This is a genomic window from Streptococcus mitis, from assembly GCA_001560895.1.
In the GTDB taxonomy this organism is placed as follows: Bacteria; Bacillota; Bacilli; order Lactobacillales; family Streptococcaceae; genus Streptococcus; species Streptococcus mitis_Q.
Genome location: CP014326.1, coordinates 490,828 through 515,137 on the forward strand (window position 1 = coordinate 490,828; position 24,310 = coordinate 515,137).

22 protein-coding genes are annotated in these 24,310 nt (G+C 41.7%); 18 read left to right on the plus strand and 4 right to left on the minus strand.

Annotated features, from left to right (window positions below; genetic code table 11):
- Window positions 1-85 precede the first annotated feature (85 nt).
- Entirely contained in the window at window positions 86-466 is a 381-nt protein-coding gene (locus AXK38_02680; GenBank protein AMH88223.1) for a MarR family transcriptional regulator, read from the minus strand.
- Window positions 467-749: 283 nt separating this feature from the next.
- Here AXK38_02680 and AXK38_02685 point away from each other — a divergent pair, with 283 nt between their 5' ends.
- Both AXK38_02685 and AXK38_02690 read left to right on the plus strand, forming a co-directional pair.
- Window positions 750-1,124 carry a murein hydrolase regulator LrgA gene (locus AXK38_02685; GenBank protein AMH89608.1) on the plus strand — a complete coding sequence of 125 codons (375 nt, stop codon included), beginning with the start codon at window positions 750-752 and terminating at the stop codon, window positions 1,122-1,124.
- The gene (locus tag AXK38_02690) at window positions 1,121-1,816 is read left to right on the plus strand and encodes a hypothetical protein (protein AMH88224.1); all 696 of its coding nucleotides are present in this window, start codon (window positions 1,121-1,123) and stop codon (window positions 1,814-1,816) included. The genes AXK38_02685 and AXK38_02690 overlap by 4 nt, the downstream gene beginning before the upstream one ends.
- A gap of 31 nt (window positions 1,817-1,847) precedes the next feature.
- Here AXK38_02690 and AXK38_02695 read toward each other — a convergent pair whose 3' ends face one another.
- From AXK38_02695 to AXK38_02705, 3 genes are read right to left on the minus strand one after another with little or no spacing between them, the layout of a single operon-like run.
- On the minus strand, window positions 1,848-2,612 hold the full coding sequence (locus AXK38_02695) for a hypothetical protein (GenBank protein AMH88225.1): 765 nt from the start codon (window positions 2,610-2,612) through the stop codon (window positions 1,848-1,850).
- A 15-nt stretch (window positions 2,613-2,627) separates the two neighbouring features.
- Window positions 2,628-3,323, minus strand: coding sequence for a multidrug ABC transporter ATP-binding protein (locus AXK38_02700; GenBank protein AMH88226.1), 696 nt, complete (start codon window positions 3,321-3,323; stop codon window positions 2,628-2,630).
- Between the two features lie 4 nt (window positions 3,324-3,327).
- Window positions 3,328-3,693, minus strand: coding sequence for a GntR family transcriptional regulator (locus AXK38_02705; protein AMH88227.1), 366 nt, complete (start codon window positions 3,691-3,693; stop codon window positions 3,328-3,330).
- 139 nt (window positions 3,694-3,832) lie between these two features.
- On the opposite strand from AXK38_02705, the gene AXK38_02710 reads away from it, so the two are divergent.
- From AXK38_02710 to AXK38_02785, 16 genes are all read left to right on the plus strand, one after another.
- Entirely contained in the window at window positions 3,833-4,306 is a 474-nt protein-coding gene (locus AXK38_02710) for an NrdR family transcriptional regulator (GenBank protein ID AMH88228.1), read from the plus strand.
- Entirely contained in the window at window positions 4,307-5,476 is a 1,170-nt protein-coding gene (locus AXK38_02715) for a DNA helicase (protein AMH88229.1), read from the plus strand.
- Entirely contained in the window at window positions 5,477-6,373 is an 897-nt protein-coding gene (locus AXK38_02720; GenBank protein AMH88230.1) for a primosomal protein DnaI, read from the plus strand.
- Entirely contained in the window at window positions 6,370-7,083 is a 714-nt protein-coding gene (locus tag AXK38_02725) for an NADPH-dependent oxidoreductase (GenBank protein AMH88231.1), read from the plus strand. The genes AXK38_02720 and AXK38_02725 overlap by 4 nt, the downstream gene beginning before the upstream one ends.
- Window positions 7,084-7,096: 13 nt before the next feature.
- Window positions 7,097-8,407 (plus strand): ribosome biogenesis GTPase Der, encoded by a 1,311-nt coding sequence (gene engA / locus AXK38_02730; protein AMH88232.1) that lies wholly within the window; start codon window positions 7,097-7,099, stop codon window positions 8,405-8,407.
- Window positions 8,408-8,490: 83 nt separating this feature from the next.
- Window positions 8,491-8,826, plus strand: a complete 336-nt coding sequence (locus tag AXK38_02735) for a preprotein translocase subunit SecA (protein AMH89609.1) — start codon at window positions 8,491-8,493, stop codon at window positions 8,824-8,826.
- Window positions 8,827-8,858: 32 nt separating this feature from the next.
- A complete protein-coding gene (locus AXK38_02740) occupies window positions 8,859-9,146 on the plus strand; it encodes a hypothetical protein (GenBank protein AMH88233.1) in 288 nt (95 codons plus the stop codon).
- Window positions 9,147-9,291: 145 nt separating this feature from the next.
- The gene (locus AXK38_02745; GenBank protein AMH88234.1) at window positions 9,292-11,805 is read left to right on the plus strand and encodes a preprotein translocase subunit SecA; all 2,514 of its coding nucleotides are present in this window, start codon (window positions 9,292-9,294) and stop codon (window positions 11,803-11,805) included.
- 80 nt (window positions 11,806-11,885) lie between these two features.
- The gene (locus tag AXK38_02750) at window positions 11,886-12,917 is read left to right on the plus strand and encodes a phospho-2-dehydro-3-deoxyheptonate aldolase (GenBank protein ID AMH88235.1); all 1,032 of its coding nucleotides are present in this window, start codon (window positions 11,886-11,888) and stop codon (window positions 12,915-12,917) included.
- Window position 12,918: 1 nt separating this feature from the next.
- A complete protein-coding gene (locus AXK38_02755) occupies window positions 12,919-13,950 on the plus strand; it encodes a phospho-2-dehydro-3-deoxyheptonate aldolase (protein ID AMH88236.1) in 1,032 nt (343 codons plus the stop codon).
- A 44-nt stretch (window positions 13,951-13,994) separates the two neighbouring features.
- Window positions 13,995-14,357: a 4'-phosphopantetheinyl transferase gene (locus tag AXK38_02760; GenBank protein AMH88237.1), complete on the plus strand. Its 363-nt coding sequence runs from the start codon at window positions 13,995-13,997 to the stop codon at window positions 14,355-14,357.
- Window positions 14,347-15,450 carry an alanine racemase gene (locus tag AXK38_02765; protein AMH88238.1) on the plus strand — a complete coding sequence of 368 codons (1,104 nt, stop codon included), beginning with the start codon at window positions 14,347-14,349 and terminating at the stop codon, window positions 15,448-15,450. The genes AXK38_02760 and AXK38_02765 overlap by 11 nt, the downstream gene beginning before the upstream one ends.
- An 18-nt stretch (window positions 15,451-15,468) precedes the next feature.
- Window positions 15,469-17,484, plus strand: coding sequence for an ATP-dependent DNA helicase RecG (locus AXK38_02770; protein AMH88239.1), 2,016 nt, complete (start codon window positions 15,469-15,471; stop codon window positions 17,482-17,484).
- A 416-nt stretch (window positions 17,485-17,900) separates the two neighbouring features.
- A complete protein-coding gene (locus AXK38_02775; GenBank protein ID AMH88240.1) occupies window positions 17,901-18,383 on the plus strand; it encodes a thioesterase in 483 nt (160 codons plus the stop codon).
- A 296-nt stretch (window positions 18,384-18,679) separates the two neighbouring features.
- Complete coding sequence (locus AXK38_02780; protein ID AMH88241.1) at window positions 18,680-19,660, plus strand: acetylxylan esterase; 981 nt, start codon at window positions 18,680-18,682, stop codon at window positions 19,658-19,660.
- A gap of 564 nt (window positions 19,661-20,224) precedes the next feature.
- On the plus strand, window positions 20,225-24,046 hold the full coding sequence (locus AXK38_02785; protein ID AMH88242.1) for a neuraminidase: 3,822 nt from the start codon (window positions 20,225-20,227) through the stop codon (window positions 24,044-24,046).
- The last annotated feature ends 264 nt before the right edge of the window (window positions 24,047-24,310 follow it).

Consider the following 24,310-nt stretch of genomic DNA (forward strand, 5'->3'; position numbering starts at 1 on the left):
TTGTTTAATGATGACTTTATTTTACTCCTTGTAAAAGAGAATGTCAAGAAAAATGATTGCGCACGCAACTTTTTCTAAAATCATCTTAAATCAAGAAATCCAAACCAGTTTCCAAGCTTTCTTCGACAGCCTTTTGTAGAGAGGCCAGTGTATTTTGTCCATCACTTGTCAGGCAGATAAAGCTAGAGCGTCTATCTTGATCACAACACATGCGACTAAGCAGACCGCAATTTTTAGCTTCTAAGCGAGCTACCATCCGAGAAACAGCGCTCGGGCTCAGATGAAGCTTATCTGGCAGGTCAATCTGTCGTAGAGATTTTTCTTGAGCCAAGTCCAGATAGTAGAGCAGGTAAAACTCTTTCAAGGTCAGACTTTGGTCACTCTGTTGGGCAATGGTCTCTTCCAAGAGACCTTCAATTTCTTTTTGCCGACGATTGAAGTCAAACCATTTTTCCAAATAAGTCATAGTATCTCCTTTCTTTTTAGAGTCATAAATAGAAGAAAGTCCATTTACGGACAATCTCTGTATCACAAGATGATTGCGCATGCAATAATTATACTACTTTTCAAGAAGGCTGGCAAGAAGGACGCTAGAATCTTTTTATCTTAAATTACGCCTGTTTTCACTAGTCTATAATTGTCTGTATCCCCTTTCTTCTCAAACTTTCATCAACTCTTGTGTATTTCCTTGAAATTTTCTGAAAAAAGAGTAAACTGGTATGCAAGAAGTCTATTTCGTGGAGTTTAGAATGAAATTATATGTTCAATTAATGATTCTCTTTGTGATTTCTCTAATCGGAGAGGGGATTTCCAGTTTCTTTCATTTGCCCATCCCAGGCAGTATTATCGGTCTGATTATTCTCTTTCTAGCCCTACAGTTCAAGTGGCTGAGAACCAGACATGTCAACATGGTGGGAAATTTCTTGCTGGCCAATATGACCATTCTCTTTTTGCCGCCAGCAGTGGGAATCATGGAAAAGTTTGATGTGATTGCTCCCTACCTTTTGCCCATCGTTTTGATTGTCTTTTTTGCAGCTGTTATCAATATTATTCTTATTGCCTTGGTGGTTCAGTTTATCAAACGACGGTTTGAGGGAGATTATGAGAAAGGAGATGCCAAATGAGTGAATTTGTTTCCAATCCCCTGTTTGGGCTGGCCCTGTCTATCCTAGCCTATCTAGTGGGAATGCTGATTTACAGACGTTTTCCCCATCCATTGACAACGCCCTTGCTTTTGTCAGCTGTTTTCATTATTATTTTTCTAAAGGCGACGGGTATTTCTTACCAAGATTACTACCAAGGTGGGGTTTATCTGAATAACTTGATTGTCCCATCGACAGTGGCTTTAGGGATTCCGCTTTATAAGAGTTTTCACCTGATGAAGCACCATGCTCGCAGTATTCTCTTTGGTAGTCTGCTAGCGGTAGTGGTCAATACCTCTTTCACAGCCCTTGTGGCCAAAATCTTTGGCATGGACTTTTTCCTAGCCATTTCTCTCTTTCCCAAGTCAGTGACAACCGCAATGGCAGTGGGAATCACAGAAAAATTGCAAGGCTTGACCACCGTGACCTTGGTTGTCGTAGTGGCGACTGGGATTTTAACCAGTGTGATCGGCCCAACACTTTTGAAGTGGTTGAAAATTGATGATCAAGTAGCGGTCGGTCTTTCCCTCGGAGGAACAGGGCATGCAGTCGGAACAGGAACAGCCTTTCGATACGGCTCTGTAGCAGGAGCTATGGGTGGCTTGGCTATCGGTGTCACTGGTATTCTCTACGTATTTGTCAGCCCTATTGTAGCCAGTTTGATATTGAGTTAAATCAAAACCCAGCTTTTTAGCTGGGCATTTTTTATTGCAAATTAACCTTGTTTCTCAAGATGTGATAAGTTCCTAGATAGTAGATGGCTATAAGAATAACTTCTTCCAGAATAGTCATGATAATGCCCATCTGGAATTGATCAGCTCCTCCAGAGGTTGATGGGAAGTAGAAACCAGGGTTAGAACGATAGAAGAGTTCAATAAAGCCAACGACGATTTGGATACCAATGTAGGCTACAATTGACAGTGCAGTACGGTATTCATTGAAAAGCTGTCCAATGGAAATAGCCAAGTAGATGCAGAGGATTCCAGAAATGGTATTTAGTAGGAAGGATACCCCCATAAGAGAGAGTTGAGGAAGGTGTGTTTCTATAAATGGAATCAAGTCAGAAGTTGCAAACCAATCGGGAGCTGTTAGAGTCAGAACAATAAAAGCACTTAGAGCTAGTACAGCAGTGCTAATCACAGACCAGATAAAGGCACCAACTAGTTTGGCTGTGATGATATGGTGTTCAGAAACTGGCAAGGTTAAAGTCAGATAGCCTTGTCGGTCATAGACACTTCCTTTGAATCGTTTAATAATCAAGAAGATAGTTGAAATCGCAAGTGTAATCATCAAACCACCAAAGACAGTAGCTAGAAAAACAAGTAGAACAGATAGATTTTTTTCAGGTAGTTTGATTAAGGATTGTGCTTGTATCCCGATAAGGGCAGAAAGGATGAGCACGGCAGCGTAAAGGGCTAAATACCACTTGTTAACATTTTTAAATTCGTAGCGAACTAAATTCCAAAACATAATAATCTCCTTTGCTTAGGCCTTAAATTCCTGACGGAAGAGTTGGTCAATGGATTCACCTGACTCATAGCGAATGTCATCTACATTTCCTTGACGAACTACTTTTCCATCTTTGAGGAAGACAATTTCATCCAAGATTGGCTCGATATCAGAAATCAAGTGGGTAGAAATCAAAACGGTAGAAGTTGGTGAGTAGTTATTGATAATGGTATTGAGGATATAATCACGGGCTGCTGGATCCACCCCACCAATGGGTTCGTCTAGAACGTAGAGACGAGCATCACGGCTCATAACCAAAATCAATTGAACCTTTTCTTTGTTTCCTTTTGATAATTTCTTGAGACGACTATTTTCATCAATGCCAAGGTCTGCAAGCAGATGATGGGCACGTTCCAGATTGAAATCTTTATAGAAGGTCTTGAAGTAGGTTAGGGCTTCTTTGACCTTCATTTGTTCATTGAGATAGGTCGTATCCGGCAAATAAGCTACGATAGCCTTGGTTGCTGGGCTTGGGTCCATGTCGTTGATAAGGACGCGTCCTTGATCTGGTTGTAAGAGGCCATTGATTAGTTTAATCAGGGTTGTTTTTCCTGAGCCGTTTGGGCCAAGGAGACCAACAATTTTTCCAGCTGGGATGTCAAGAGAAACATTTTCAAGGGCTGGGGTTGCTCCATAAGATTTGGATACATTTTCAAATGCTAGTAATGACATAGGCTTAAACTCCTTTAATATAATCGCCGACTACGCCTGGTAGTTCTTCTTTTTCATAACCAAAATGGGTCATGGAGGAAACGAAGTGTTCCAATTCTTCTTCTGATAGTTGTTTGCGTGATTGGGCGATCAGCTCCTTATCCTCAGTCACAAATCGTCCAGTTGTGCGCTTGCTGTAGACAAATCCTTCTCGTTCAAGGTCTGACAGGGCTCTTTGGATGGTGTTTGGATTGACACCAGCCTCGCTCGCCAGCTCTCTTACTGTTGGAAGTTGTTGATTGGGTTCCAGTGTATGGGAAACAATCTGAAGCTTGATTTTCTCCATAATCTGTAAATAGATGGGTTTTTTGTTGTCAAATGTCCAGGACATCTTGGTCTCCTTTCTTTTATCCTTTTGTCTTAATTAAATAATACAACAAAACAAAAAACTTGTCAAGCAAAAAGAAGAATTGTTTTGGGAATCGTTTAAAAAATGGTATAATGAAAAGAAAACGATAAGGAGGGAAAGGATGCGTTGTCCAAAATGTGGGGCTACCAAGTCAAGTGTTATTGATAGTCGCCAAGCAGAAGAAGGGAACACTATTCGTAGAAGACGTGAGTGCGACGAATGCCAACACCGTTTTACAACCTACGAACGGGTAGAAGAAAGAACCTTAGTGGTTGTTAAAAAAGATGGCACACGGGAACAATTCTCTAGAGATAAAATCTTTAATGGGATTATCCGCTCAGCCCAGAAACGTCCTGTGTCAAGTGATGAAATCAACATGGTAGTCAATCGTATCGAACAGAAACTCCGTGGTCGAAATGAAAATGAAATTCAAAGTGAGGACATTGGTTCACTCGTCATGGAGGAGTTGGCTGAATTGGATGAGATTACCTACGTACGTTTTGCTAGTGTCTATCGTAGTTTTAAGGATGTGAGTGAGTTAGAGAGCCTGCTCCAACAAATTACCCAGTCCTCTAAAAAGAAAAAGGAAAGATAAATGAAGCCAATTGACCGTTTTTCTTATCTAAAGAATAATCGGGTGTCGCAAGATACCTCATCTCTGGTACAGTGCTACCTCCCGATTATCGGTCAGGAGGCACTGAGCCTTTATCTTTATACGATTAGTTTTTGGGATAATGGTAGAAAGGAATATCTTTTTTCAAGCATTCTTAACCATCTCAACTTTGGGATGGATAGACTGATAAAATCCCTAAAAATCCTATCTGCTTTCAATCTCTTGACCCTCTATCAAAAGGGTGATGTTTATCAGCTAGCTCTCCATGCTCCTCTTTCGAGTCAGAACTTCTTGGAACATCCTGTTTATCGCAGACTTTTAGAGAAAAAGATTGGCGATGCAGCTGTGGAGGATTTGAAAGTTGAGAGTGCTGAGGGAGAAGAAATACCTGTCTCACTCAATCAAGTCTTTCCAGACTTGGCAGAACTGGGAAGTCAAGAAGACCTTGGTCTCAAGAAGAAAGTGGCCAACGATTTTGACTTGGACCATTTTCGTCAGCTTATGTCTCGAGATGGGCTTCGTTTTGCGGATGAGCAGTCCGATGTCTTAAACCTCTTTGCCATTGCCGAGGAGAAGAAATGGACTTGGTTTGAAACTTATCAATTGGCCAAGTCAACAGCTGTTTCCCAGGTTATTTCAACCAAACGCATGCGGGAAAAAATCGCTCAAAAACCTGTTTCCTCTGACTTTAGTCCTAAGGAAGCAACCATTATCAAAGAGGCCAAAAGTAAAACTACCCTGCAGTTCTTGGCAGAAATCAAGCAAACACGCAAGGGGACCATTACCCAGACAGAAAGAGACCTCTTGCAACAGATGGCTGGCTTGGGCTTGCTGGACGAAGTCATTAATATCATTCTCTTATTGACCTTTAATAAGGTGGATTCTGCAAATATCAATGAGAAATATGCCATGAAGGTAGCCAATGACTATGCCTATCAAAAGATTCATTCGGCAGAAGAGGCAGTTCTACGTATTCGTGAGCGAGGACAGAAGAGTCAGGCTCAAAAAAGCAGTAAACCCAGTCCTACCAAGTCCAATGTACCCAAGTGGAGCAATCCAGATTATAAGAATGAAACCAGCGAGGAAACTCGTCTGGAACTAGAACGTAAGAAACAAGAACTATTAGCTCGGTTAGAAAAAGGAGGAGATTAGATGGAAAGTGTCGGAGACGTACTCAAGCGTCAACCCAGCCGTTTTCATTATCAAGATTTGGTCCAGAAAATCATGAAGGACCCTGATGTTGCGGCCTTTATCCAGCAAGAATCCCTCAGCCCAGAGGAATTGAATCGCAGTATCTCCAAGTTTAATCAATATATCACTGAGCGCGACAAGTTTCTTCGTGGGGATATGGATTATATTGCTAAAGGCTACAAGCCTATTTTGGTTATGAATCATGGCTATGCGGATGTTTCTTATGAAGAAACTCCGGAATTAATCGCAGCGGAAAAAGAAGCGGCTATTAAGAATCGTCTCAAGTTAATTAATCTGCCAGCCAGTCTCAAGAAAGCTAGTTTGGCTCAAGTTGACATGGATGATTTGGGGCGCTTGCCAGTTTTTGAAAAGCTGTTAGCCTTCGTGGAGCAATATCCAGCTATTCGAAAAGGTCTTTACTTATATGGAGACTTTGGTGTGGGTAAAAGTTTCATGGTGGCTGCCTTAGCCCATGATTTATCAGAAAAACGTGGTGTTTCATCAACCCTTCTCCACTATCCTAGCTTTGTCATTGATGCCAAAAATGCCATTAGTGATGGCAATGTCAAGACCTTGGTGGATGAGATTAAGCTTTCTGAAGTCCTGATTTTAGATGATATTGGTGCCGAGCAATCAACAGCTTGGGTGCGGGATGAAATCCTACAAGTCATTCTCCAATATCGGATGCAGGAAAATTTACCGACCTTTTTCACTTCCAACTTCAACTTTGAAGAATTGGAGCTGCATTTCGCTAAAGGGAAGCATGGAAATGACGAAACCTGGGAAGCCAGACGCGTCATGGAACGCATCCGTTATTTGGCTGAGGAGACTCGTTTAGAAGGAGTGAACCGTCGATGACAGAAACGATTAAACTGATGAAAGCTCATAAGTCTGTTCGAAGATTTAAGGAGCAAGCCCTTCCTCAGGAAGACTTGACTGAAATCCTGACAGCAGCCCAAATGGCCTCGTCTTGGAAGAATTTTCAATCCTACTCTGTGATTGTAGTGCGAAGTCAAGAAAAGAAAGATGCTTTGTATGAATTGGTGCCTCAAGAAGCCATTCGCCAGTCAGCTGTTTTCCTTCTCTTTGTCGGAGATTTGAACCGAGCGGAAAAGGGAGCCCAGCTTCATACTGATACATTCCAACCCCAAGGTGTGGAAGGCCTCTTGATTAGTTCGGTCGATGCGGCTCTTGCTGGACAAAATGCCCTGCTGGCAGCTGAAAGTTTGGGCTATGGAGGTGTCATCATTGGCTTGGTTCGTTACAAGTCAGAAGAAGTGGCAGAGCTTTTTAACCTGCCTGACTACACCTATCCTGTTTTTGGGATGGCATTGGGTCTTCCAAATGAAGAACATGAAGTCAAACCTCGTTTGCCATTGAATCAAGTGGTATTTGAGGAAGAATACCGAGAACAGTCAACTGAGATAATCGAAGCTTATGACCGTATACAGGCTGACTATGCTGGGGCGCGTGCAACTACAAGCTGGAGTCAGCGCCTAGCAGAACAGTTTGGTCAAGCTGAACCAAGTTCAACTAGAAAAAATCTTGAACAGAAAAAGTTATTGTAGAAAGTGAGAAATTATGGCCCTACCAACTATTGCCATTGTAGGACGTCCCAATGTTGGGAAATCAACCCTATTTAATCGGATCGCTGGTGAGCGAATCTCCATTGTAGAAGATGTCGAAGGAGTGACACGTGACCGTATCTATGCAACGGGTGAGTGGCTTAATCGCTCTTTTAGCATGATTGATACAGGAGGAATCGATGATGTCGATGCTCCTTTCATGGAACAAATCAAGCACCAGGCAGAAATTGCTATGGAAGAAGCAGATGTTATCGTTTTTGTCGTGTCTGGTAAGGAAGGGATTACCGATGCGGACGAATACGTAGCCCGTAAGCTTTATAAGACCCACAAACCAGTTATCCTTGCAGTTAACAAGGTGGACAACCCTGAGATGCGAAATGATATCTATGATTTCTATGCTCTCGGTTTGGGTGAACCACTGCCAATTTCATCTGTCCATGGTATCGGTACAGGGGATGTGCTAGATGCTATTGTAGAAAACCTTCCAAATGAATACGAAGAAGAAAATCCAGATGTCATTAAGTTTAGCCTGATCGGTCGTCCTAACGTCGGAAAATCAAGCTTGATTAATGCTATCTTGGGAGAAGACCGTGTCATTGCCAGTCCAGTTGCTGGAACAACGCGTGACGCCATTGATACCCACTTTACAGATACAGATGGTCAAGAATTTACCATGATTGATACGGCTGGTATGCGTAAATCTGGTAAGGTCTATGAAAATACTGAGAAATACTCTGTCATGCGTGCTATGCGTGCGATTGACCGCTCAGATGTGGTCTTGATGGTTATCAATGCAGAAGAAGGCATCCGTGAATACGACAAGCGTATCGCAGGATTTGCCCATGAAGCTGGTAAAGGGATGATTATCGTGGTCAACAAGTGGGATACGCTTGAAAAAGACAATCACACCATGAAAAACTGGGAAGAAGATATCCGTGAGCAGTTCCAATACTTGCCTTACGCACCTATTATCTTTGTATCAGCCTTGACCAAGCAACGTCTCCACAAACTGCCTGAGATGATCAAGCAAATCAGTGAAAGTCAAAACACACGTATTCCATCAGCTGTCTTGAACGATGTGATTATGGATGCTATTGCCATCAATCCAACGCCGACAGACAAAGGAAAACGCCTCAAGATTTTCTATGCGACTCAAGTGGCAACCAAACCACCAACCTTTGTTATCTTTGTGAATGAAGAAGAACTCATGCACTTCTCTTACTTGCGTTTCTTGGAAAATCAAATCCGCAAGGCCTTTGTCTTTGAAGGAACACCAATCCATCTCATCGCAAGAAAACGTAAATAACAAAGCAGAATCTGGAATGACATTTCCAGATTTTTTTGATAGAATGAAAGTGAAGAAAACGCTATCAAAGAGAGGTGTCGATGATGGAACATTTGTTTAAATTCTTACTTTTAGCACCTTACTTTTATTTTGATAACTGGATTGAAAAGGCCAACAGAAATAGTAAATTTTTCCCAATTTTTTACTATTTTTACTGGGTTTACATCCCCCTCTATTCTCTTTTTAGCCTTGCTTGGACAGTTGTTTCAGTTCTGTTTTTCAATATTGTCTTGAGAAATGTGACAGATATCAAGTTTTGGGGCATTTGGTTTCTTTTTATTCTGCTAGCTATTAGTATGAATTGGTTAACTTATTCCTATTTCAAAAAAATGTTTCGCTTGAGACGGGAACTAGGGAAGTCTAAAGCAGGGAGACATTGATTTATATGGCTTTTATTGATAGGAGGTAGCTTATGGAACATCTAAAATCATTTATTACACGCTATTCTAAGGTCTATATTGGTTTAGTTCTGTTGATCTGGCTGGCTTTCTTCTTTGTTCCTTGGGATAAACCAGTTCTGGGAATATCTATCAATCTCTTAATAATGCAGAAAGTTTTACTAGTTTTTGGAATTCTGTCCATTTTGATGGCCTTGCTATCCAAGAAAGTTAGTCTCTTTGTTTTTGGACTTATCTGCTGTCTTTCTCTTTGGATTAACCTATTTATCCTATTTGCTCTTTTGCCGATTTTTGGCAATTAAAGTATCATAAAAGTCAGAGAGGTTAGCTTGGAAACTAGCCTCTTTTTCCTTTTCAAAATGGGGATTCTTCCTTGAAAATAATCAGTAATTGTGCTAAAATTAAAAGAACATTCTAAAATATTCGGAATTTAAAGTAAGGAAAAACATGGCTAATATTTTAAAAACAATTATCGAAAATGATAAAGGAGAAATCCGTCGTCTGGAAAAGATGGCCGATAAGGTTTTCAAATACGAAGACCAAATGGCTGCTTTGACAGATGACCAACTAAAAGCAAAAACAGTTGAATTTAAAGAACGTTATCAAAATGGAGAATCACTGGATTCATTGCTTTATGAAGCGTTTGCGGTTGTCCGTGAGGGTGCCAAACGTGTCCTAGGTCTCTTCCCATATAAGGTTCAGGTTATGGGGGGAATCGTTCTTCACCATGGTGACGTGCCAGAGATGCGTACAGGGGAAGGGAAAACCTTGACTGCGACTATGCCGGTATACCTCAATGCCCTTTCAGGCAAAGGGGTTCACGTAGTTACGGTCAATGAATATCTATCAGAACGTGACGCGACTGAGATGGGTGAATTGTACTCATGGCTTGGTTTATCAGTAGGAATTAACTTGGCTGCTAAATCTCCAATGGAGAAAAAAGAAGCCTATGAGTGTGATATTACCTACTCAACCAACTCAGAAATCGGATTTGACTACCTTCGTGACAACATGGTCGTCCGTGCTGAAAACATGGTACAACGTCCGCTTAACTATGCCTTGGTCGATGAGGTTGACTCTATCTTGATTGACGAAGCCCGTACACCATTGATTGTATCAGGTGCTAATGCAGTTGAAACCAGTCAGCTCTATCACATGGCAGACCACTACGTAAAATCTTTGGACAAAGACGACTACATCATCGATGTGCAGTCTAAGACTATCGGTTTGTCTGATTCAGGGATTGACAAGGCTGAAAGCTACTTCAAGCTTGAAAACCTCTATGATATCGAAAACGTGGCTTTGACTCACTTTATCGATAATGCCCTTCGGGCCAACTACATCATGCTTCTCGATATTGACTATGTGGTCAGCGAAGAGCAAGAAATCTTGATTGTCGACCAATTTACAGGTCGTACCATGGAAGGTCGTCGTTATTCTGATGGATTGCACCAAGCCATTGAAGCAAAAGAAGGTGTGCCAATCCAGGATGAAACCAAGACTTCTGCCTCAATCACTTACCAAAACCTTTTCCGTATGTACAAGAAATTGTCTGGTATGACGGGTACAGGTAAGACTGAGGAAGAAGAATTCCGTGAAATTTACAACATTCGTGTTATTCCAATCCCAACAAACCGTCCTGTTCAACGTATTGACCATCCAGACCTACTTTTTGCAAGCATTGAAGCTAAGTTTAAAGCAGTTGTCGAAGACGTTAAGGCTCGTTACCAAAAAGGTCAGCCTGTCTTGGTTGGTACAGTAGCTGTTGAAACTAGTGATTACATTTCTAAGAAATTGGTCGCAGCTGGTGTTCCTCACGAAGTCTTGAATGCTAAGAACCACTATAAAGAAGCCCAAATCATCATGAATGCTGGTCAACGTGGTGCCGTTACCATCGCAACCAACATGGCCGGTCGTGGTACCGACATCAAGCTTGGTGAAGGTGTTCGCGAACTTGGAGGACTTTGTGTTATTGGTACAGAACGTCATGAAAGCCGTCGTATCGATAACCAGCTTCGTGGACGTTCAGGTCGTCAAGGAGACCCAGGTGAGTCACAATTCTACCTATCTCTTGAAGATGATTTGATGAAACGTTTTGGTTCTGAACGCTTGAAGGGAATCTTTGAACGCTTGAATATGTCTGAAGAGGCCATTGAGTCTCGTATGTTGACACGTCAGGTCGAAGCAGCGCAAAAACGTGTCGAAGGAAATAACTACGATACTCGTAAACAAGTCCTTCAATACGATGATGTCATGCGTGAACAACGTGAGATTATCTACGCTCAACGTTACGACGTTATCACTGCAGATCGTGACTTGGCACCTGAAATTCACTCTATGATCAAACGCACGATTGGTCGTGTCGTTGATGGTCATGCGCGTTCAAAACAAGATGAAAAACTAGAGGCAATTTTGAACTTTGCTAAGTATAACTTGCTTCCTGAAGATTCTATTTCTGTTGAAGACTTGTCAGGCTTGTCTGATAAGGCTATTAAGGAAGAACTCTTCCAACGTGCCTTGAAGGTTTACGATAGTCAAGTTTCAAAACTACGCGATGAAGAAGCAGTCAAAGAATTCCAAAAAGTCTTGATTCTACGAGTTGTAGATAACAAGTGGACAGATCATATCGATGCCCTTGATCAATTGCGTAACGCGGTTGGACTTCGTGGTTATGCTCAGAACAACCCAGTTGTTGAGTATCAGGCAGAAGGTTTCCGTATGTTTAATGACATGATTGGTTCGATTGAGTTTGATGTGACACGCTTGATGATGAAAGCACAAATTCATGAACAAGAAAGACCACAAGCAGAACACCATATCAGTACAACAGCGACTCGCAATATCGCTGCCCACCAAGCAAATATGCCAGAAGATTTGGATTTGAGCCAGATTGGACGGAATGAACTTTGCCCATGTGGTTCTGGTAAGAAGTTTAAAAACTGTCACGGTAAAAGACAATAAAATGAGATAGTTTAGAGGCGGATACCTTGTGAAAAGTAAATTTTTACTTGGTATCCGTTTGCTTTATAAGGAGATGAGTTATGGTATTTACAGCAAGAAGTCCTAAAATTAATATTGAAGAAGTTCGTGCCTTATCAAAATTAGAAGGCCAAGCTTTGGAGAGAAAATCACAGCGCGATCAAGAGCTAGAATCCATTATACGTGGAGAAGACCAGCGAATTCTCTTGGTAATCGGGCCATGCTCATCTGACAATGAAGAATCTGTCCTTGAGTACGCTAAGCGTTTGGCAGCTTTGCAAGAAGAAGTCGCAGACCGTATCTTTATGGTTATGCGTGTTTATACTGCCAAACCCCGTACTAACGGAGATGGCTATAAGGGCTTGATTCACCAGCCTAACGCGACAGAAGCGCCTAGCCTCATCAACGGCATCAAAGCTGTTCGCCATCTTCACTATCGTGTCATTACAGAAACAGGCATGACAACAGCTGATGAAATGCTTTATCCTGAAAATCTTCCACTTGTGGATGATTTGATTTCTTATATGGCAGTTGGTGCTCGTTCAGTTGAAGACCAGCAACACCGCTTTGTGGCAAGTGGAGCAGATTTTGCGACTGGTTTTAAAAATCCAACCTCTGGAAATCTCAATGTTATGTTTAATGGGATTTATGCTGCTCAAAACAAACAAAGTTTCCTTTTCCTAGGAAAAGAAGTGGAAACAACTGGGAATCCGCTTTCGCACGCCATTCTTCGTGGAGCAATCAATGAGTATGGTAAGAATATTCCCAACTACTACTATGATAATTTGATGGATACCATTGCCCAGTATGAGAAAATGGGCTTGGAAAATCCCTTTATCATTGTGGATACCAATCATGACAACTCTGGTAAGCAATACATGGATCAGATTCGAATTGTCCGCCAGACCTTGATTAACCGTGATTGGAATGAAAAAATCAAGCAGTACGTTCGTGGCTTTATGATTGAGTCTTATCTAGAAGACGGCCGTCAAAACGAACCAGAAGTATTTGGCAAGTCGATCACAGACCCTTGCCTTGGCTGGGAAAATACGGAAGCCCTCGTCAGAGAAATCTACCAAACGCTAGGAGAATAAGATGGCATTTATTGAAAAAGGTCAAGAAATCGATATTGAAGCAATCAAGGCAGAAACTCAATTGTCTGCGGAAGCCTTGAGACTAAAGGAGCGTCGTGATAGAGAATTGGCAGACATTATTTCAGGGGAAGATGACCGTATCCTTTTGGTGATTGGCCCTTGCTCTTCTGATAATGAAGAAGCTGTCTTGGAATATGCCCGCCGTTTATCCGCTTTGCAGAAGAAGGTGGCGGACAAGATTTTCATGGTTATGCGTGTTTATACTGCTAAACCTCGCACCAACGGAGACGGCTATAAAGGTTTGGTTCACCAACCAGATACCTCTAAGGCTCCAAGCCTGATCAACGGTTTGCAGGCTGTGCGCCAGTTGCACTACCGCGTAATTACAGAGACTGGTTTGACAACGGCAGATGAGATGCTTTATCCGTCAAATCTGGTCTTGGTGGATGATTTGGTCAGCTACCATGCTGTTGGGGCTCGTTCTGTGGAAGACCAAGAGCACCGTTTTGTGGCCTCAGGGATTGATGCACCAGTCGGAATGAAAAATCCAACCTCTGGAAATTTGAGTGTCATGTTTAATGGCATCTATGCCGCTCAAAATAAACAGACCTTCCTTTTCCATGGGCAAGAAGTTGAGACTTCAGGAAATCCCTTGGCCCATGTCATCCTTCGTGGCGCAGTTAATGAATATGGGAAAAATGAGCCTAACTTTTACTATGAAACTTTGCTAAATGCCATTGAACGCTATGAAGCCATGGGACTTGAAAATCCTTTTATCCTCATTGACACCAACCATGATAATTCAGGCAAGCAATATATGGAGCAGATTCGAATTGTTCGCCAGACCTTGCAAAATCGTGATTGGAATGAGAAGATTAAAAAGATAGTTCGAGGCTTTATGATTGAATCTTACCTAGCAGATGGTCGTCAAAACCAACCAGAGGTCTTTGGTTGCTCCATTACCGATCCTTGTCTAGGTTGGGAAAATACAGAGGCCTTGGTAGAAGAAATCTATGCTACCTTGACAAAATAAGTGAAAAGGATGGAGTTGGGGAATCTCAACTCCTTTTGATGAGAATGATAGTTGGACACGGAATTGACATCGAAGAATTAGCTTCGATAGAAAGAGCAGTTACACGGCATGAAGGATTTGCTAAGCGCGTGCTGACCACTAAGGAAATGGAGCGATTTGCCAGTCTCAAAGGGCGCAGGCAAATAGAATATTTAGCTGGTCGCTGGTCGGCTAAGGAGGCTTTTTCCAAGGCTATGGGAACTGGTATTGGAAAGCTCAGTTTTCAGGATTTAGAAGTTTTGAACAATGAACGCGGGGCACCTTATTTTAGTCAGGCACCATTTTCAGGAAAAATTTGGCTGTCTATCAGCCATACAGATCAACTTGTGACAGCCAGTGTCATTTTGGAGGAAAATCATGAAAGCTAGTCCGCATAGACCAACCAAGGCTCTGATTCATCTGGGAGCTATTCGACACAATATTCAGCAAATGGGGGCTCATATCCCTCAAGGAACGCTCAAGTGGGCTGTGGTCAAGGCCAATGCTTATGGACATGGAGCTGTTGCCGTTGCCAAGGCGATTCAAGATGATGTTGATGGCTTTTGCGTTTCCAATATTGATGAAGCCATTGAACTCAGACAAGCTGGACTCAGCAAGAAAATCCTTATTTTAGGAGTTTCTGAAATCGAAGCTGTTGCTCTTGCTAAAGAATATGACATCACCTTGACAGTGGCTGGGCTGGAGTGGATTCAAGCACTCTTAGTTAAGGAAGCTGATTTAGCTGGTTTGACAGTCCACCTCAAGATTGATTCAGGAATGGGAAGGATTGGCTTTAGAGAGGCTAGTGAGGCTAATCAGGCTCAAGACTTACTCAGACAACACGGTGCTCGTGTTGAAGGGATTTTTACCCACTTTGCTACTGCAGATGAAGCATCAGATACCTATTTTAATGAGCAATTAGAACGGTTTAAAACTATTTTGGAAAGTATGAAAGGTCTTCCAGAGCTGGTTCATGCTAGTAATTCTGCAACGACTCTTTGGCATGCAGAGACTATTTTCAATGCGGTCCGTATGGGAGATGCCATGTATGGCCTGAATCCTAGTGGAGAGGTCTTGGACTTACCCTATGACTTGAAACCAGCCTTGACCTTGGAATCTGCCCTGGTTCATGTCAAGACAGTTCCAGCTGGAGCTTGTATGGGCTACGGAGCAACTTATCAAGCGGATAGCGAGCAAGTCATCGCGACCGTGCCAATCGGCTATGCGGACGGCTGGACACGAGACATGCAAAATTTCTCTGTCTTGGTAGATGGCCAAGCTTGCCCAATCGTTGGACGAGTATCTATGGACCAAATCACCATTCGGTTGCCTAAGCTTTATCCCTTAGGGACCAAAGTAACTTTGATTGGTTCCAACGGGGACAAGGAGATCACAGCTACTCAGGTAGCGACCTACCGTGGAACTATTAACTATGAAGTGGTTTGCCTTCTCAGCGACCGCATTCCGAGAGAATATTATTAGAAAAGAAAGGAGTGGAGCATGAATCTACATCAACCCTTGCATGTCTTACCTGGTGTGGGACCAAAGTCAGCAGAAAAATACGCCAAACTAGGAATTGAAAATTTGCAAGAGCTCTTGCTCTACTTTCCTTTCCGTTATGAAGATTTCAAGACCAAGCAAGTATTGGAACTAGAAGACGGTGAAAAGGCAGTCCTATCTGGCCAGGTAGTGACTCCTGCCAGTGTCCAGTATTATGGTTTCAAGCGCAATCGTCTGCGATTTAGCCTCAAGCAGGGAGAAGTTGTTTTTGCGGTAAATTTCTTTAATCAGCCCTATCTGGCTGATAAGATAGAGTTGGGAGCACCCCTTGCTGTCTTTGGAAAATGGGACCGCGCCAAGGCTAGTCTGACAGGGATGAAGGTCCTGGCTCAGGTGGAAGATGACCTCCAACCTGTTTATCGCTTGGCTCAGGGAATCAGTCAGACCAGTTTGGTTAAGGTCATTAAAACGGCCTTTGATCAGGGACTGGACCTCTTAATAGAAGAAAATCTTCCTCAGTCCTTGCTGGATAAATACAAACTCATGTCCCGTTGTCAGGCCGTTCGTGCTATGCATTTCCCCAAGGATTTGGCAGAATACAAGCAGGCCCTTCGCCGTATCAAGTTTGAGGAACTCTTTTACTTCCAAATGCAATTGCAGACGCTCAAGTCTGAAAACAGAGTTCAGGGAAGTGGTCTGGTTCTGGATTGGTCTCAGGAAAAAGTGACAGCAGTCAAGGAAAGCCTTCCTTTTGCCCTGACCACAGCTCAGGAAAAGAGTTTGCAGGAAATTTTGACAGACATGAAGTTCGACCATCACATGAATCGTCTCTTGCAAGGAGATGTGGGGAGTGGAAAAACAGTCGTCGCTGGCTTGGTCATGTTTGCGGCGGTGACAGCTGGCTATCAGGCAGCCCTCATGGTGCCAACAGAAATACTTGCTGAGCAACACTTTGAGAGTTTGAAGAGTCTCTTCCCAGACCTAAAACTTGCTCTCTTGACAGGTTCCTTGAAGGTTGCAGAAAAGAGAGAAGTCTTGGAGACTATTGCCAAGGGTGAGGCTGATTTGATTATCGGAACCCACGCTCTGATTCAGGATGGAGTGGATTATGCTCGTCTGGGATTGATTATCATCGATGAGCAGCACCGTTTTGGTGTGGGGCAAAGGCGTATTTTACGGGAAAAAGGGGATAATCCAGATGTACTCATGATGACAGCAACTCCCATACCACGAACCTTGGCTATCACAGCCTTTGGAGATATGGATGTTTCCATTATCGACCAGATGCCAGCAGGACGAAAGCCTATTGTGACTCGCTGGATCAAACATGAGCAATTGCCTCAGGTCTTGACTTGGTTAGAGGGGGAAATCCAAAAAGGTTCTCAAGCCTATGTCATCTCTCCCTTGATTGAAGAATCAGAAGCTCTGGATTTGAAAAATGCCATTGCCTTATCAGAAGAGTTGACGGCTCATTTTGCAGGTAAGGCAGAGGTGGCTCTTTTACATGGTAAGATGAAGAGTGACGAAAAAGACCAGATTATGCAGAATTTTAAAGAGAGAAAAACAGATATTCTGGTTTCGACAACGGTTATTGAGGTTGGGGTCAATGTTCCCAATGCGACCGTCATGATTATCATGGATGCCGATCGCTTCGGTCTCAGCCAGCTGCACCAGCTCAGAGGTCGTGTCGGTCGGGGAGACAAGCAGTCCTATGCTGTTCTCGTTGCCAATCCTAAGACGGATTCTGGGAAAGACCGCATGCGCATCATGACAGAAACCACTAATGGATTTGTCCTTGCGGAGGAAGATTTGAAAATGCGTGGTTCGGGTGAGATTTTTGGAACCAGACAGTCAGGTCTCCCAGAGTTTCAAGTGGCTGATATTATCGAAGATTTTCCGATTTTAGAAGAAGCCAGAAAGGTTGCTAGTTACATTAGTTCGATAGAAGGTTGGCAAGAGGATCCGGAATGGCGCATGATTGCCCTTCATATGGAAAAGAAAGAACATTTAGATTAATACTCTTCGAAAATCAAATTTAAACCACGTCAACGTCGCCTTGCCGTACTCAAGTACAGCCTGCGGCTAGTTTCCTAGTTTGCTCTTTGATTTTCATTGAGTATAAGCTTTCTCTAAGGAAAACTTAAGCTAGCTTTCAGGTTTGCCCCTTATACTAGAGTCATCAAAAAGAAACGAGGACTCTCACATGACAGTAACGATTAAAGTAAATTACCAAACCACTTTCCAAAAGAAAGAAGCAACAAAATAAGATTGAACAGAGAAGAAGGGCAGAAATGCTCTTTTTATTTTTATAAAATAATCGGCTATAAATCAAACTTAGTCAAGTGATAAAAAGATATTAGTCTTCCAGTCTATTTACTCTTTGACGGAAGCTTGATATAATGACCCCATCTGAATAAGGAGGAGTGAAAAGAATGTTAGAAACAAGAACGATTGCTATCCAGGATAAGTATGGAGAACGCTTCCAGCACTGTTGGGGTTGCGGCCCAAAGAATGATTTGGGATTGCATTTGAAAACTTATCCAAGTGTAGAGGGTACAAGCTGTATTAGCCGTATTAAGGTAGACCAGCAGTATACTGGCGGAGTTCCATCAAATGTCTTTGGAGGAATGATAGCGACTATTTTTGATTGTCATGGAACAGCGTCCGCTGCATGGTTTGCTCACCATCAAAAAGGGTTGGAATTGACGGACGAAACAGTTATCGGTCGCTTCATCACAGCTCATTTAGAAGTTGATTATCTTAGCCCAACCCCAATTAACGATGAAATTGTCGTCATTTCTACTCTGGAGGAATTAGGGGAAAGGAAGGCAATTATTTCTATGGAAATGTCAGTGGCGGGTAAAGTGCGTGCAAGAGCTAAAATGGTTGCTGTAGCTGTGAAGGATCATATGTAAAACTGGTACTAGAAGTTTAAGATTACCTTCAGATGATAGGTTTGAAGGAGGAGAAGCTAAATTCACTTTCTATTTATACTTAATGAAAATCAAAGAGTAAATTAGGAAATTAGCCGTAGGTTGCTCAAAGCACTACTTTGAGGTTGTAGATAAGACTGACCAAGTCAGTTACATATATAATCCAAGGCGACGTTGACGTGGGTTGAAGAGATTTTCGAAGAGTATTACCCTTCTTTCTTGAATTGCTTTTCTAGATATGCTACAGTTATGGTAGCGATTACAAAAAGGAGCATGTTATGAAAAATCTAGCTTTGTTAAAAGAAATCAAGACTTATAGAGGGCGAGATGAGGTTCCAGAAGACTTTGATGCTTTCTGGGATGGGGAAGTGAAAAAAGTTTCAACTCTTCCAGCCTACCAGTTGGAGGAAAGAGATTTCTGCATTCCTCAAGTCAAGTGCTATGAGTTAACATTTGAAGGAACCAATGAAGGTAAGGTCTATGCGCGCGTCGTTCTTCCAAAGAGTGAGGAGAAGGTTCCGATAATCTTCCATTTCCATGGTTATATGGGACGTGGCTGGGACTGGGCTGACATGCTGGCCTATACCGTGTCTGGTTACGGTGTTGTCTCCATGGATGTGCGGGGCCAGTCAGGTTACTCGCAAGACGGTTTGCGTTCTCTTCTTGGAAATACCGTTAAGGGGCATATCATCCGTGGTGCTGTGGAAGGTCGGGAGCATCTCTTTTATAAGGATGTTTATCTGGATATTTACCAGTTGATTGAGATTATTGCCAGTCTGCCACAGGTAGATGAGAAGCGTCTTTCTAGCTATGGTGCCTCACAAGGTGGCGCTCTAGCCTTGGTTGCAGCAGCGCTTAATCCTCGAATTCAGAAAACAGTTGCCATCTATCCCTTCTTGTCAGACTTTAGACGAGTGCTTGAGATTGGTAATACTAGCGAGGCTTACGACGAACTGTTCCGTTATTTCAAGTTCCATGATCCCTTCCATGAAACTGAGGAGGAAATCATGGCTACCCTTGCCTATATCGATGTGAAAAATCTTGCTCATCGTATCAAGGGTAAGGTCAAGATGATTACGGGCTTGGACGACGATGTTTGCTATCCTATTACCCAGTTTGCGATATACAACCGTCTCACCTGCGATAAGGCCTATCGCATTATGCCTGAGTATGCCCACGAAGCCATGAATGTCTTTGTCAATGACCAAGTCTACAACTGGCTATGTGGTAGTGAGATTCCTTTTAAATATGTGAAGTGATGAATGAGAGAGCCTAGTAGCTCTCTTTTTGTACAGAGTCTAGTCAGCAAATATTCTAGTTCACATATACTTTGAAATTCATACTCTTCGAAAATCTCTTCAAACCACGTCAGCTTTATCTGCAAGCTCAAAACAGTGTCTTGAGCAGCCTTCGTCTAGCTTCCTAGTTTGCTTTTTGATTTTTATTTAGTATGAATTTTTTTCTTGACCTTGGTGTAAAACAATTCATTTTGCTATCTAGTTTGGTATAAGTTCTTTCAAGACATTGGAAAGCGTCTGTAAAATGTGTTATAATTTATAAGAAAATATACAGTTTGGCTACAAATGAACATTTATATATAAGTTTATGTATAAGATGGTTTTCTCATTAGGATAATATCTTGTAAAAACGATATTCCTGTAGATACAGTACTTAAATAGCATTTGTAAAGTAGCAAAATAGTCCATGTCTATTTTTATTGTAAGAATCAAAGTAGAGAGTGTTATGCTAATGAAAACTGTAATATTTTATTTTTTAGAATTTACTTGGATAAATTAACTTTGAAAGTTAAAGTGAGGTAATGTATGTTTGTATGTTTAAAGGGTTTAGGGAAATTTCGTAAATCCAAAGCTTATGGTTTGGTTGGTTGTTTGACACTATCAGCGGTGATTGGCTTAGCTGCACCAGAGTTACCAGTTATTGGTGGTGGGGTTGTTTCTGCTGATGTCATTCAAGGCGGTAGCGATATTCACGATGTGGACGTTCATAGCAAGTCTGCGGAAGGTGTTGCTATGACTTATACCACTTATGATAGCGGAACAAGTGGAAAACAAACTGCATCAGGTAGCGGTGTCTTTGTAGCGCCGAATGTGATGGTAACAGTGGCGCATAACTACTATGATAAAAACCAAGAGGATAAGTCTGCAGTATTGCGTGGTGGGGAGTCTGCTCGTAGTTATGTCGTGATGAACTCAGAAACAGAGAAGAGTAATAAAGTACCTACTTCAGGGGTATCAGAAGCTCTTGAAAAAGACTCTATTCACTTGTATAACGGCAAAGACTTTGGTAAAGACTATAGCAACGACTTAGCAGTAGTGGTAACTAAAAAGCCTGTAGAAGCTATGACAGGGGGAGAAGACTCCCCAAGAGAGTTGAGTGATAAAGAGGTTTCTACTGGTGATAAAATCACTATGGTCGGATATCCCAATGATTTTTCTACTCCAAATTTAAGTAAAGAAAATAAAGCTCGCTTGAAAGACGGTAAGGCTTATTCAGTCTCAACAACTGTGAGCAGTGTCAATAAAGAGAGTGGTGCAGTCACTTATCACTCCTCAGCTTTAGGAGGTTTTTCGGGTGCTCCTTTGTTTAATGATAAGGGAGAGGTAGTCGGTATCCACCAGCACGGAACAAATACTTCAAACGCTCCTGAGAGTGAGCGTATTGGGGGTGGTACGATTTTTACGGACAAGCACAGAACTTGGATTCGTTCTATGATTGATAAATATGGTATAAAGGGTTGGTATATAGATGGTGCAAACCGTTACTACTATGATGAAAATCATATAGCTTTAAAAGATGTAGAGTCTGAGATTGATGGTGCTTTGTATAGTTTTGATGAAAAAGGTCGAGCTACTTTAGTAAAAGGTGAAGAAAAAGGTCGTGTTCTACTTCGAGTGGAAGATACTAAAGGAACTCGTTTGATTTCAGATAAGGTTGTTCAGGAAGGTTCTGTTGGAAGTGGCTTGAATTTTCATTTAAGACAAAATCCAGACTTCAAACAGTTAATAGCAACTTCCCCAACAGCTAAAGTGGTATCCTATAACGGAGTGCCAATTAACAAACTAGCAAGTGATACTACTTGGTCTGATGACTATGTCAGTAAGTTAGCTTTAGGAGATACAATTATAAGAGCGGTAGTAGATTCGGTAACTCCTCCATCAACGTCTTCTTCGGATTTTGCAAGAACTGAAGTTGGTAAAGTCGATTTGAGTGGTAAATCGAACTTACCTGTACCTAGTAAAGAGGTGTTACAAGCTCCGAATGGCTCAGAAAATTTCTATGCTACAACGCACATTCAAACGCCAGATGGGTCGGGGTCAGGTACTTTAATTGCACCCAATTTGGTGTTAACAGTCGCTCATAATTTCTTAACAGTTAAAGGTTCTGAAGTAATTACTAAATCTGGTCGTACCAATACAGTGTATAAAGCAACTTTACCGAATGGGTTGTCTGTGAATTTTTCAGATGATGATATTGTTTATTGGAATAAGAAAGATTCAGTATTTGGATTTAAAAATGACTTAGCTTTGGTTCGGTTAAAAGAAGCAGTAAAAGGAGTAACTCCTGTAGAGGTTGTAAAACAATCTTCGAAAGTTGCAGAGGGGGATTCAGTTTCGGTCTATGGTTTTCCAGATAACAAGCTAAGTCCAGTTTTAGATAGCAAAGTAGTAGGAACTACAGACTTCGGTTCTGGAATAGAGGGAATTAGCTATGGAGGTACGAAACCTGGAGCGTCTGGTGGTGGTCTTTATAATGATAAAGGTGCTTTAATTGGAGTTCACCAAAATGGTGTTGTAGGAAGCCGTAGTGGTGGTTTGGTTTTATCAAAAGAGCAGCTGGATTGGGTTCGTTCTTATATTGAGGGTCAACCAAAAGATCCTGTCTATGTGGAAGATAAAGAAGTGGAACCTTCTAAGAAGGATTCGGATAAGGATTTAGCTGGGAAATTAGATCCAAAAAAAGATAGTGGAAAAGAAGATTCTGGTATTTTAGGTACATCTGGTGACTTTGCAGCTCCGACAGTCGCTAAGCCAGAGTTTAAAGGTGGAGTTCCTTTCACTGAATCTCCTATACTGGAAATCCCAGAGTATATGGGTGTATTATCAACCTCAGGAGAAGAATCGGCCCCAACAGTTGAACAGCATGACTTTACAGGAGGAGTTAACGGAGGCGACTCACTTGTTACAGAAGTTCCAGAGTATAGTGGTATTATATCCACATTAGGTGATTCTCCAGCTCCGACAGTCGCTAAGCCAGAGTTTAAAGGTGGCGTGAATGGGGGCGACTCACTTGTTACAGAAGTTCCAGAGTATAGCGGTATTATATCCACATTAGGTGATTCTCCAGCTCCTACAGTCGCTAAGCCAGAGTTTAAAGGCGGAGTGAATGGAGGCGACTCACTTGTTACAGAAGTTCCAGAGTATAGTGGTATTATATCCACATTAGGTGATTCTCCAGCTCCTACAGTCGCTAAGCCAGAGTTTAAAGGTGGCGTGAATGGGGGCGACTCACTTGTTACAGAAGTTCCAGAGTATAGCGGTATTATATCCACATTAGGTGATTCTCCAGCTCCTACAGTCGTTAAGCCAGAGTTTACAGGTGGCGTGAATGGAGGCGACTCACTTGTTACAGAAGTTCCAGAGTATAGTGGTATTATATCCACATTAGGAGATTCTCCAGCTCCGACAGTCGCTAAGCCAGAGTTTACAGGTGGCGTGAATGGAGGCGACTCACTTGTTGCAGAAGTTCCAGAGTACAGAGGCTTCCTATCCACATTAGGTAATTCTCCAGCTCCTACAGTCGCTAAGCCAGAGTTTACAGGTGGCGTGAATGGTGCGGATGCTGAGATTCATCACCTTCCAGACTTCACAGGCGGAGTGAATGCAGTAACTAGTGTTGTGTATGATGTAGAAAATTATACAGAAGTATTATCTACAGCAGGAGAAGGAAGCTCAGTAGTGAAATCTACTGATAAACAAGTAAATAATAAAGACAGTAAGGATGAAGCAGAAACTAAGCACGTTATCACAGGAATTGCTAGTTCACAACGTATTTTAAAAAATGAAACAGGAAGTATTCAAATTCAAGCTTCAGAAGAAGTATTGAAAAATGTGATAGGTATTCAAATTCAAGAAATTCAAGTTAGTGATTTAAGTTCATTAAACTACAAAGCATTTGATATCAAATTGAAGGATGTAAATGGCAGATATGTTAAACCTGAAGGAAAAGTCCTTGTTACTTTTGCTACAGATCAGTCCGTTGAGAATGTTTATGCTGTAGATCCAGAAGGAAAACTACACACTATTGAATTCGAACAAAAAGATGGAAAGATTATTTTTGAGACTAATAATTCTAGTATTTATGCGATGACTTTCCGACACTCCATTGACAATCCACTATTTAAAAATCCTACAGAAGATAACAAGGCTGAGGAAGTTTCACTGTCGCCTAAATTGTTATCAACAAATGAAAACTCTGAATCTAATCGATTAGAGAATAAAGTAAGTAATAACGAACAGTCTATGTTACCAAATACAGGTGAGTCTGCCTCATCACTAACAATCTTATTTGGTTTTGTAGGAGTGTTCCTTGGAGCAATGATTTCTTATAAACGAAAAGACAGTTAATTTGTCTTCAGTTGTTCTTTGAACTTTTATGTTAATCTAAAATAAACCAGTCTGGAGTCCTGTAAAAAGATGGGAATTCTAGACTGGTTTTATTGGTATAGAAGTTTATAATAAGATTCGTAATTTTGAGTAATAGGTACGGATATTTATGTTATCTGAAACTACTTTCAGAAACAGCTGTTCTATAAAATACTTTTGAAACTGAAATCTATTCTATGACAAAGTATTGAAAGCGCTTTAAAAATAGTATATAATTGTCTCATA